Here is a 12421-nt window from a genome sequence, read left to right on the forward strand (position 1 = left end):
GCCGCCGCCCCTCCGACGTGCTGCAGGAGGCCCACTGGCTGGCCGGGCAGGGCGTCAAGGAGCTCTTCCTCGTCTCGGAGAACTCCACGTCCTACGGCAAGGACCTCGGCGACCTCGGCCTGCTCGAGACGCTGCTGCCCGAGCTCGCGGCCGTCGACGGCATCGAGCGGGTCCGGGTGTCCTACCTCCAGCCCGCCGAGACCCGCCCCGGCCTGGTCCGCGCCATCGCGACCACACCCGGCGTGGCGCCGTACTTCGACCTGTCCTTCCAGCACGCCAGCGCCACGGTGCTGCGCCGGATGCGCCGCTTCGGCGACCCGGACAGCTTCCTCGGCCTGCTCGAGCAGGTCCGTGGCCTCGCGCCCGAGGCGGGCGTGCGCTCCAACGTCATCGTCGGCTTCCCCGGCGAGACCGAGGAGGAGTTCCAGACGCTGTGCGACTTCCTCGTCGCCGCACGGATGGACGTCACCGGCGTGTTCGGCTACTCCGACGAGGACGGCACCGAGGCCGCCGACCTCGACGGCAAGCTCGACGACGACGAGATCCGCGCCCGCGTCCAGCACCTCAACGACCTCGTCGCCGAGCTCACGTCCGAGCGGGCCGAGGAGCGCATCGGCACCACCGTCGAGGTGCTCGTCGAGGAGGTCGACCCCGACGGCACCGGTGACGGCACCGTCGAGGGCCGCGCCGCGCAGCAGGGCCCCGAGGTCGACGGCACCACCCGCGTGCTCGGCGCACCGGACGCCCGGGTGGGCGACATCCTCACGGCGCTCGTCGTCGCGAGCGACGGCGTCGACCTGATCGCCGAACCGGCAGGAGGACAGCGRTGAGCGAGACCGGCACCGAGCAGGGCACCGCCCCGGCGAAGCCGAGCAACTGGAACCTCCCCAACGCGCTGACCACGCTGCGCATCGTCCTCGTGCCGGTCTACGGCTGGGTGCTGCTCCACGACGGCGGCGACTCCGTCACCTGGCGCACCGTCGCCTGGGGCATCTTCTTCGTCGCGATGGTCACCGACAAGATCGACGGCGACATCGCGCGCGCCCGCAACCTGGTCACGGACTTCGGCAAGATCGCCGACCCGATCGCCGACAAGGCGATCACCGGCATGGCCTTCATCGGCCTGTCGATCATCATGGACACCTGGTGGATGTGGACCATCACCGTGGTCGTCCTGGTCCGCGAGTGGGCCGTCACCCTGCTGCGCCTGTCGGTGCTGAAGTCGGTCGTCATCGCGGCTGCCGCCAGCGGCAAGTGGAAGACCGCCGTCCAGGCCCTGGCGCTCGGCTTCCTGACCCTGCCGCTGCTCGAGGTCGACGGCTGGCTCGACGTCCCCGGCGAGGTGACGTACGTCGGCGCCGTCGGCCTGCTGCTCATCGCGTTCGTGCTGACCCTGTGGTCGGGCTACGAGTTCTTCCGCGACGTCTGGAAGCAGCGCCACCAGATCCGCTCCGGCGCGCCGGCCGCCTGACGCCCACCGCCTCCGGGCGTCCCGCCGCCCTGCTGAGGGCGTCCGGGGTGAGACGCAATTCGTCCGTGGAGCGGGCGCCCTGACCGGCGTCCCTGCGGCGCGAGGGGTCACCAGCACCGGATCTTCACGAAATCGTTGCCGGACTTTTTCTCAACTTCTTGTCAGGAACCGGGGTCCGCGGTCTAGGGTCAGGGCTCTTCCCCACCCTCACCACCCCGCACGGCGCCCTCGGGCCGTCCTGCTCGGTGCCGCTCTGCGACTCCCGGAAGAAGATCGATGCGTCCTGCGAAGCAGTTGTTGTTCGGCTCCCTCGGAGCAGCCATCACCCTCTCGGGGCTCACGGTCGTCGCGGCGTCGCCGGTCGCGGCGAACCCGGAGGGCACCGGCCTGGTGATCAACGAGGTCTACGGGGGAGGGGGCAACAGCGGAGCGACCTACAAGAGCGACTTCGTCGAGCTGTTCAACCCGACGGGCGCCCCGATCTCGGTCGACGGATGGTCGATCCAGTACCGGGCTGAGGCCGGCGCCACGGCGGTCGGCACCAGCAACATCACGCCGCTCGCCGGCACGGTTCCTGCTCATGGCTACTTCCTCGTCAAGGCCGCGGACGGAGCCGGCTCCCAGCCCGCACTGCCCGACCCGGACGTCGTGGGGACCATCGCCATGGGCGGAGGCGGTGGGCAGGTCTTCCTGGTCGACAACACGACCCTGCTGAGCCCGGGCACCGGCAACATGGTCGGCGTTCCCGGCGTCGTCGACATGGTCGGCTGGGGGAGTGCCAGTGGCGGCACCTACTCGTTCGAGGGCACCGGCAAGGCGCCGGGTACGGTCAACTCGACGTCGATCAGCCGCAACGCGACGCACGCCGATACCGACGACAACGCGGCCGACTTCACCACCGGCGGCCCGACGCCGCAGAACTCCTCGGTCACCGAGGGTGACCCCGAGCCGCAGGACCTCGCTGCGGGCAGCCAGTCCGACATCGTCACCACCGTCGACGCGCAGGTCAGCGCCACGCTGACCGCCTCCGGTGGCACGGAGCCGTACTCGTGGGCGACCGGGAGCGAGCTGCCCGACGGGCTGAGCCTCTCCGCCGCCGGCGTGCTGTCCGGCTCGCCGAACGAGCAGGGCACCTTCCCGGTCACCGCCACGGTGTCCGACAGCTCCGACCCGGTGCAGACCGACGACGTCAGCTTCACCATCACCGTCGGCCCGGCGCCGGAGGTCCTGCCGATCGCGACCATCCAGGGCAACAGCGACCGCTCGCCGTACGCACCGGCGACCGGCACCGGCCAGGGTCCCGAGCAGGTGACCACGACCGGTGTCGTCACCGGTTTCTACCAGGACCCGGCGTTCGCCAACAGCGGCTTCGACGGCTTCACCATCCAGACCGGCGGCACCGGTGGCAGCACGGACGCCACGCCGGGCGCCTCCGACGGCATCTTCGTCTACTACGGCAACAACAACCCGGTGCCGTCCGGCATCGAGGTCGGCGACTCCGTGCGCGTGACCGGCCGGGTGAGCGAGTTCTTCGGGCTGACCGAGATCAACACCACGGCCGCGCAGGTCGTCGAGCTCGGCACGCCGCTGCCGCCCGTCACGCCGGTCGAGACGCCGTGGCCCACCACCGAGTCCGAGCGCGAGGCGCTCGAGAGCATGCTCATCGCGCCCACGGGCGAGTTCACGGTCACCAACTCCTACTCGACCAACCAGTACGCCGAGGTCGGCCTGGCCGCCGGGGACGAGCCGCTCAAGCAGCCGACCGAGTTCGCCGACGCCGGCGACGAGGCAGCCCTGCAGGCCGTCCGCGACGAGAATGCCGAGCGCGCCATCACCCTCGACGACGGCACGGGCGTCAACTACCTGGCCAACCAGACCACCAAGGCCCAGCCGGTGCCGTGGCTGACCCAGGGCAACGCGGCCAACCCCAACCCGCCGCGGGTCGGCGCGGGCGTCGAGTTCCACGCCCCGGTCGTCCTCGACTTCCGCAACGACATCTGGAAGCTCCAGCCGCAGACGCCGGTGACCACCGACGGCGCCGCGGTCGCGACCTTCGAGGACACCCGGTCCGCGGACGCCGCCGGCCCGAAGGACGTGCTCGGCGCCACCGGTGACCTGACCATCGCGACCTTCAACGTCCTCAACTACTTCAACACCACGGGCGAGGCCTACGCCGCGGCCGGACCGCAGCAGGACCCGCCGCTCAACACCTTCTGCACCTACTACACCGACCGGCAGAGCAACCGGATCGGCAACAACTCCTGCGGTGTGCGCCTGCTCGACGACCCGGACACCGAGCAGAACGAGGCGAACACCAACGACGGTCGCGGTCCGCGCGGTGCCGCCACCGCTGTGAGCCTGGCCCGCCAGGAGGAGAAGCTCGCGCACACGATCAACGCCCTCGGCGCCGACGTGATCGGCCTGGAGGAGATCGAGAACTCGATCAAGCTGCCCGGCGAGACCAACCGCGACGACGCGCTGGCGCGCCTGGTCGAGGTCCTCAACGTGGCCGCGCCCGACACCTGGGCCTACGTGAAGAGCCCCGGCAAGGCGCTCACCGCCGACGCCGTCGCCGAGCAGGACACCATCCGCGGCGCCTTCATCTACAAGAAGCAGAAGGTCGAGCCGGTCGGCAGCTCCGACATGCTCTTCGGCACCGACGAGTTCGCGAACGCCCGTGAGCCGCTCGCCCAGGTCTTCAAGGCCAAGGGCGCCCCGGACAGCGACGGGTTCGCGGTCATCGTCAACCACTTCAAGTCCAAGGGCGACAGCTGCACCTCCAATGAGGCGCAGACCCAGCCGGAGAAGTGCGCCGCGGGCGACAACGAGGCGAACGCCGAGGTCGGCGCCTTCAACGGCGACCGCGTCCGCCAGGCAACGCGCCTGCTGCAGTTCGCCGAGGACTTCGCCGCGGCCCGCGACGTCGAGCCGATCTTCCTCGCCGGTGACTTCAACTCCTACACGATGGAGGAGCCGATCAAGGTCCTCACCAGCGAGGACGCCGGCTTCCAGCTGATCGAGTCCGACGAGGAGAGCGACGAGAGCTACTCCTTCAGCGGCCTGTCCGGGTCGCTGGACCACGTCCTGGCCAACGACGCCGCCATGGCGATGGTGACCGGCGCCGACATCTGGGAGATCAACGCCAACGAGGCCGCGTCCTTCCAGTACAGCCGCTACAACTACAACGTCACCGACTTCTGGCTGCCGAACCAGCCGTGGGGCACCTCGGACCACAACCCGGAGGTCGTCGGCATCGACGTCCCGGACTTCACCCCGACGGAGTACGACGAGGTCCAGGTCGTCGGCACGAACGACTTCCACGGCCGGCTGCTGCCCGACGGCGGCAACGCCGCAGGTGCGGCGCCCTTCGCAACCGCGCTCGAGGAGCTGCGGCAGCAGAACCCGGACACGGTCTTCGTTGCCGCGGGTGACCTGATCGGTGCGTCCACCTTCGAGTCCTTCATCCAGGACGACGAGCCGACCATCGACGTGCTCAACGAGATGGGCCTCGAGGTCTCGGCCGCGGGCAACCACGAGTTCGACCGCGGGTACGCCGACCTGGCCGGCCGCGTGCGCGACCGCGCCGAGTGGGAGTACATCGCCAGCAACCTCGACTACGACGCGTCCATCGCGGAGGAGGACCGGGTGGCCGAGACCTTCGTCGCCGAGGTCGGCGGCAAGCGGATCGGCTTCGTCGGTGCCGTGACCGAGGACCTGCCCAACCTGGTCAACCAGGAGGGCATCGAGGGGATCACCGTCACCGACGTCGTCGACGCGACCAACGCCGCGGCGGCCGAGCTCAAGTCCGGTGACGACCCCGTCGACCTGGTGGTGCTGCTCGTCCACGAGGGCGCGCCGACCACCGACTGCTCCTCGCCCGGGTTCACCGACCCGGCGACGGTGTTCGGCAACATCGCCCAGGGCACCTCGGCCGACGTGGACGCGATCATCTCCGGCCACACCCACCTGGCCTACAACTGCCGCTACACCGTCGACGAGTGGGTGACCGACGAGCGTGCGGTCACCAAGCGTCCCGTCGTCTCGGCCGGCCAGTACGGCACGAACCTCAACCAGCTCGTCTTCAAGTTCGAGCAGGGGACCGACAACCTGGTCGCGATCGGCCAGGACGTCGTCGCCGCGGCCGGTGTCGGCTACGCCCCGGACCCGGCGGTGCAGGCCATCGTCGACGCCGCGGTGGAGGTCGCCGACGAGCAGGGCAGCGAGGTCCTGGGCTCCATGGACGGCGAGTTCCGGCGTGCGTCGTACCTCTCCTCGGCCGGCGCGACCGAGAACCGCGGTGGCGAGTCGACGCTGTCGAACCTCGTCGCCGAGGCGCAGCGCTCGGCGACCGGCGCGGACATCGCCTTCATGAACCCCGGTGGCCTGCGTGCCGACATGCTCGGCACCGAGGACCCCGAGACCGACCTGCGCGACCTCACCTACCGGCAGGCCGCCGACGTGCAGCCGTTCGCCAACACGCTGGTCACCGTCGGGCTGACGGGTGCCCAGATCAAGACCGTGCTGGAGCAGCAGTGGCAGCGCACCCCGGCGGGCACCGTGCCGTCACGTCCGTTCCTGCGGCTCGGTGCGTCGTCCGGCTTCACCTACACCTACGTGGAGACCCCGCAGACGGTGTCGGTGCCGGGCACGGCCCCGGTCAACACCTTCAAGGGCACCGTGACCGGGATGTGGCTCGACGGCGAGCCCGTCGACCTGGGTGCGACGTACACCGTCGCGGCCAACTCCTTCCTCGCCGCCGGCGGTGACAACTTCCGTGAGCTCGCCAACGGCGCGGACAAGAAGGACACCGGCAAGGTCGACCTCGCCGCGATGGTCGAGTTCATGGAGCAGTACGACGAGCAGAACCCGCTCGAGGTCGACTACAGCCAGCGCGCGGTGCTGCTCGAGCTCCCCGCTGACGCCCCGGAGGCCTACGCCCCGGGCGACACCGTCGAGTTCTCGATCGGCTCGTGGGCGATGACGGCACCCGGTGACAAGCAGGACACCGAGCTGCAGGTCAGGCTCGGCGACGAGGTGCTCGGCTCGGTCCCGGTCGACAACACCGTCGGCAACAAGCCCTACGACAGCTACGGCACCGCCTCGGTGTCGGTCACGCTGCCGGGCGACGTCGCCGAGGGCGTCCGCGAGCTGACCGTGGTCGGGCCCACCACCGGGACCTCCGTGCCGCTGCTCATCGACGTCAGCGACGGCGTCCGGGACATCCAGATCATCGGCACCAACGACTTCCACGGTCGCCTGATGGCCGACGAGGCGCCGGCCACCGCCACCTGCGCCGAGGGCACACCGGCTCCGCCGGCCACGGTCCTCTGCCCGGCGGAGCGGTTGGCCGGCACGGTGAAGCAGCTGCGCGAGGAGTACCCGGACACGGTCTTCGCGGCCGCCGGTGACCTGATCGGTGCGTCCACCTTCGAGTCCTTCATCCAGAAGGACGAGCCGACGATCGACGCGCTCAACGAGGCCGGCCTCGAGGTCTCCGCTGCTGGCAACCACGAGTTCGACCAGGGCTACGAGGACCTCGTGGGCCGCGTGCAGGACCGTGCGGACTGGGAGTACATCGCCGCCAACGTCGAGGAGCCCGAGGGTCGCGACGACCTCGCCGAGACGTGGACGAAGGACTTCGGCGGCGTCACCGTCGGCTTCGTCGGCGCCGTGACCGAGGAGCTCCCGTCGCTGGTCACGCCGGCGGGCATCGAGGGGCTGACGGTCACCGACATCGTCGACGCGACCAACGCCGCCGCGGCCGACCTCAAGGAGGACGGTGCCGACCTGGTGGTCCTCCTGGTCCACGAGGGTTCCGGGTCGACCAGCTGTGCCTCGCCGCAGTTCACCAACCCCGGCACCGTGTGGGGCAACATCACCCAGAACGTCTCGGCCGACGTGGACGCGATCATCTCGGGCCACACCCACCTCGCCTACAACTGCTCCTTCCCGGTGCAGGAGTGGGTCGACGGCGGGCGTGCCGTGACCGAGCGCCCGGTCGTCTCCGCCGGCCAGTACGGCCAGAACGTCAACCAGCTGGTCTTCTCGGTCGACGAGGCCACCGGCGAGGTGGTCGCCACCACGCAGGAGATCATCGCGATCACGGCTTCCTCGCCCGGCGACACGGCCGTCCGCGAGATCGTCGACGCCGCCAAGGAGGTCGCCGAGGAGCTGGGGTCGGTGAAGATCGGCGAGATCGCAGCGCCGTTCAACCGGGCCCGGGTGGAGGGCAGCACCGACCCGAACCGGGGCGGCGAGTCCACGCTCAACAACCTCGTCGCGGAGGTGCAGCGCTGGGCGACGGAGAGCCCCGAGTCCGGTGCCGCCGAGATCGCGTTCATGAACCCGGGTGGGTTGCGCTCGGACATGGCCGGCACGCCGGTCGGTGGGGTGCGCGAGCTGACCTACAAGGGCGCGGCGGTCGTCCAGCCGTTCGCCAACACCTTGGTCAACATGGACCTCACCGGCGCCCAGATCAAGACGGTCCTCGAGCAGCAGTGGCAGCGAACGGCGGACGAGCCCCCTGCGGTTCCGAGCCGTCCGTTCCTCAAGCTCGGTGTCTCGAAGGGCTTCACCTACACCTACGTGGAGCGGCCGGTCCTGGTGGGACCGGAGGACGCGGAGGTCCCGACGTTCGAGGGTGAGATCACCGGGATGTGGCTCAACGGCGAGCCGATCGACCTGGCCGAGACCTACTCGGTCACGGTGAACTCCTTCCTCGCCTCCGGTGGCGACAACTTCCGCGAGCTCGCGAACGGCACCGACAAGAAGGACACCGGCAAGGTCGACCTGGCTGCCATGGTCGACTACATGGCGGAGTTCTCCGACGAGGAGCCGCTCCCGGTCGACTACAGCCAGCGTGCGGTCCAGGTCGAGCTCCCCGCGGACGCCCCCGCGGCCTACGCACCGGGTGACCGCGTGAGGTTCGACGTCGGTTCGTGGGCGATGACCGCCCCCGGTGACGTCCAGGACGACGAGCTCCTCGTCAAGCTCGGCGACCAGGTCCTGGGTGCGGCCGCGGTGGACAACACCGTCGGCACGGAGCGCTACGACCAGTACGGCACGGCGAGCGTCGACGTGGCACTGACCGGCTGCCCGCCGGCCGGCGACACGGAGCTCACCCTCGTCGGCGAGGCGACCGGGACCGAGGTCCGGGTGCCGATCACCGTGCTCGAGGCCGACGGCTTCGCCACCTGCGAGCTGCCGACGATCTCGGGCACCCCGAAGGTCGGGAACACCCTGACCGGGGTCGAGGGCACCTTCTCGCCCGAGCCGGACGACGTCACCTACCAGTGGCTCGCCGACGGCGCGGAGATCGACGGCGCCACGGCGTCGACGTACACGCTGACGCCGGCCGAGGTCGACAAGGTGATCACCTTCCGGGTGACCGCCTCCGGCGCTGGCCTGGACGACGCGAGCGCGGACTCGGAGCCGACGGCCCCGGTGGCCCGGGGCACCATCGTCAACTCGGTGAAGCCGACCGTCACCGGCACGGTCCGCGTCGGCCGTGAGCTCACCGCCCACCCGGGCGTGTGGCTCCCGGCCGCCGGGGACGTCAGCTACCAGTGGCTGGCCGACGGCGCGGTGCTCGGCGGGAAGACGGCCCCGAAGCTCCGGCTGACGGGTGCCCTCGCGGGCAAGCGGATCAGCGTCCGGGTCACCGTCGGTGCCGAGGGCTACGCCGACGCCACGGCCACCTCGGTGAAGACCGCCAAGGTCGCCCGCGGCCCGGTCAACATGCGGGTCCGCACCGGCCCGGCCAAGGTCGTGGTGAAGAAGACGCAGGTCCGGGTGACGGTCACCCTCACCAACCCCGACGGCCTGGCGGTCACGGGCAAGGTGACGGTGGCGGCCTCCGGCATCAAGGCCCGCTCTGCGAAGGTCGTCAACGGCAAGGCCGTCATCACCCTGGCCCGGTTCCCGAAGGTGGGGACCAAGCGGGTGAAGGTCACCTACGCCGGTTCGAAGGCCCTCAACCCGCGGACGACGAACACCAGCGTCTTCGTCGTGCGGCGCTGACGGTCCCCACGGCCCGCAGGCAGGACAGACCCGGTCGGCCGGTGGTCGCGTGGCACGATGCGTGCCATGGGATCACCGGCCGACCTCGTCTCGCTGCTGAAGGACCTCGACGCCACCCTCGCGACAGCCGAGTCGCTGACCGGCGGCCGGGTCGCCGCGCGGGTGACGAACGTCCCGGGATCCTCGGCGGTGTACGCGGGCGGCGTCGTGAGCTACCAGACCCAGGTCAAGGTCGATGTGCTCGGCGTCGCGGCCTCGACCGTCGAGCAGCACGGGGTGGTCTCCGCCGAGTGCGCCCGCGAGATGGCCGCCGGGGTGCGCCGGGTGCTCGGCACGACGTACGCCGTGAGCACCACCGGGGTCGCCGGCCCCGACCGCCAGGAGGGCAAGCCGGTCGGCACGGTCTTCGTGGGCATCGCGGGCCCCGGCGGCGTCGAGGCGGTCGAGCTGGCGCTCGACGGTGACCGCGCCACCATCCAGGAGGCGACCGTCGACGAGGCACTGTCGGTGCTGGCTGAGACGATTGCGTCGGACCGTCGGCCAGCGGAAGATTCGGCCCTCGGGTAGCGTTGGTTCAGGACCAGAGGGTCCGGGACCGCAACGTCCAGGGAAGGGAGATCGAGATGGTGCTGTTTCGCCGCTCGCTCGGTGACATCCTGCGCAGTCGCCGCACCGAGCTCGGTCTGACCCTGCGCGAGGTCTCCGGAGCCGCCCGCGTCAGCCTCGGCTACATCTCCGAGATCGAGCGCGGCCAGAAGGAAGCCTCCTCCGAGCTGCTGTCCTCGCTGTGCGATGCGCTCGACATGCCGCTCTCCGACGTGCTGCGCGAGGTCGCCGACGCCGTCGCCCTCGAGGAGGCCGCCCTGGTCGCCTCGGCCCCCACGCTGATCACGCCGCGCCCCGCCGGCGAGGTCGTCCCCTCGGCTGCCTGACCGTCGCTGCCTGATCGCTGCCTGACCGCTGCAGGAATCCCCGGCTGACCGGGGATTCCTGCGCCTGGTGACGGTTGCAACCGTCATCAAGCGCAAGAAGACGTCACCCAGTACGCCGTCAGCGGCGCCCGGCCATCGCCTCGAGCCGCGCGATCCGGTCCGCCATCGGCGGGTGGGTGGAGAAGAAGCGCTGCACGTCGGCGGCCCGGAACGGGTTCGCGATCATCATGTGGCTGGCGCTCTGGACCTGCGGGGTGGGCGCGAGCGGCGCGCGGGCCGTGCCGACCTCGAGCTTGCGCAGCGCCGAGGCCAGGGCCAGCGGGTCGCCGGTGAGGGCGGCGCCGTCCTCGTCGGCGTCGTACTCCCGGGTCCGGCTGATCGCCATCTGGATCACCGCGGCCGCGAACGGCGCGAGCAGGGCGGTCGCGACCATGACCAGCGGGTTCGGGCGGTCCTCGTCGCTGCCCCCGCCGAAGATCGAGGTGAACGCGAGGAACTGCGCGACCGAGCTGATCACGCCGGCGACCGCCGCCGCCACCGAGCCGGTGAGGATGTCGCGGTTGTAGACGTGCATCAGCTCGTGGCCGAGCACGCCGCGCAGCTCGCGCTCGTCGAGCAGGTCGAGGATGCCCTCGGTGCAGCACACGGCCGCGTGCTGCGGGTCGCGGCCGGTGGCGAACGCGTTCGGCGCCTGGGTGGGCGAGACGTAGAGCGCCGGCATCGGCTGGCCGGCCTTCGTCGACAGCTCGCGGACGATCCGGTACATCGCCGGCTGCTGGGCCTCGGAGACCGGGTAGGCATGCATGGCACGGATCGCCAGCTTGTCGGAGTTCCAGTAGCCGTAGGCCGTCGTACCGACGCCGATGAGCGCGAAGATCCAGATGAACGCCGAGCTGCCGGTGGCCGCCGCGATCAACCCACCGACAGCGAGCAGCAGGGCGAAGATCGCCCCGAACAGGGCAGCAGTCTTGAGTCCGTTGTGGTGGCCGTGCATGTCAGGGCAACGAACGGGGACCGGCGCGGTGTTCCGGGGCGGAAGTGACGTGGGTCGCTCCGGTCACGGCATCGGCTGGCAGTGGGGGCACCAGTACGTCGTGCGCTCGCGCCCGGCCTCGCCCAGGGAGCCGGCCTGGATCGGCGTCCCGCAGCGCAGGCACGACTTGCGCTGCCGGCGGAACACCCACAGCGGGTTGCGGCGGTCGCCGGTGGTGATCGGGTCGGCCCGCGGGACCGCGGCCTGCAGCATCTGCCGGGTGCGGCGCAGCAGGCGCAGCGGGTCGCGCACCGACGACACCGGCGCCATCGGGTTCACCCCGTTGACGAAGCAGGTCTCGGCGGTCCAGATCGTGCCCGCACCGGCGGCCACGGTCTGGTCGAGCAGGGCGTCGCCGACGCGGCGGTCCGGGCGGGCGGTCAGCCGGGCCAGCGCCTCCTGCTCGTCGGCCTCCGTCCACGGGCCGAGGAAGTCGGGTCCGAGGTGCCCGACGACGGTGTGCTCGTCGGCGGTCGGGATGAGCTCGACGACGCCGAGGCGGAACCCGATCGCCTGGCTCTCAGCGGTGGTGAGCACCACCCGCGCCTCGTGCGCAGGGCCGGACCAGCGCTGGCCGGGCTTCACGACCCGCCAGCTGCCCTCCATCTTCAGGTGGGTGTGCAGGGTCAGCGGTGGACCCTCGACCGGCTCGATCCGGGTCAGCAGGTGCTTCCCGTGGGTCACCGTGCCGACCACCGTGGCGCCGGCCAGGTCGACGGTCGCGTACGCCGGCACCCGGAAGTCGCTGGACGTCAGCACCCGCCCCGCCAGCGCCCGGTCCAGCCGCATGCCGGTGCGCCGGACCGCATCACCTTCGGGCACGGTTTCCCCTCCTGGGCGATCGACGAGAGCCCCGACCGGCAGCGCGGCGGGAGGCGCGTGACAGCAGCTTGCTGCTCCCCATCATCGCGCCGGAGACGCGCTCGGCCAGTTCAAGCCCCGGCCGGCAGCGCGGCGGGAGGCGCG

Annotated in this window: 7 protein-coding genes; 5 read left to right on the forward strand and 2 right to left on the reverse strand. The window is 71.1% G+C overall.

Annotated elements, in window-relative coordinates; genetic code table 11:
* From L615_RS01370 to L615_RS01390, 5 genes are all read left to right on the forward strand, one after another.
* The coding region (locus L615_RS01370) for a radical SAM protein (protein ID WP_145723857.1) at positions 1–830 on the forward strand (830 nt) is incomplete at its 5' end.
* A gap of 80 nt (positions 831–910) precedes the next feature.
* Complete coding sequence (locus L615_RS01375) at positions 911–1471, forward strand: CDP-alcohol phosphatidyltransferase family protein (RefSeq protein WP_396954685.1); 561 nt, start codon at positions 911–913, stop codon at positions 1469–1471.
* Positions 1472–1747: 276 nt separating this feature from the next.
* Entirely contained in the window at positions 1748–9490 is a 7743-nt protein-coding gene (locus L615_RS01380) for an ExeM/NucH family extracellular endonuclease (protein WP_145723858.1), read from the forward strand.
* A 66-nt stretch (positions 9491–9556) separates the two neighbouring features.
* Positions 9557–10057, forward strand: a complete 501-nt coding sequence (locus L615_RS01385; RefSeq protein WP_036517466.1) for a CinA family protein — start codon at positions 9557–9559, stop codon at positions 10055–10057.
* Between the two features lie 56 nt (positions 10058–10113).
* A complete protein-coding gene (locus L615_RS01390; protein ID WP_036517468.1) occupies positions 10114–10422 on the forward strand; it encodes a helix-turn-helix domain-containing protein in 309 nt (102 codons plus the stop codon).
* 118 nt (positions 10423–10540) lie between these two features.
* On the opposite strand, the gene htpX is transcribed toward L615_RS01390, so the two are convergent.
* Positions 10541–11416 carry a zinc metalloprotease HtpX gene (htpX, locus tag L615_RS01395; protein ID WP_028655439.1) on the reverse strand — a complete coding sequence of 292 codons (876 nt, stop codon included), beginning with the start codon at positions 11414–11416 and terminating at the stop codon, positions 10541–10543.
* A gap of 63 nt (positions 11417–11479) precedes the next feature.
* A complete protein-coding gene (locus L615_RS01400; protein WP_145723859.1) occupies positions 11480–12277 on the reverse strand; it encodes a DNA-formamidopyrimidine glycosylase family protein in 798 nt (265 codons plus the stop codon).
* Between the last annotated feature and the right edge of the window lie 144 nt (positions 12278–12421).

It is taken from the genome of Nocardioides sp. J9, from assembly GCF_007829375.1.
GTDB lineage: Bacteria > Actinomycetota > Actinomycetes > Propionibacteriales > Nocardioidaceae > Nocardioides.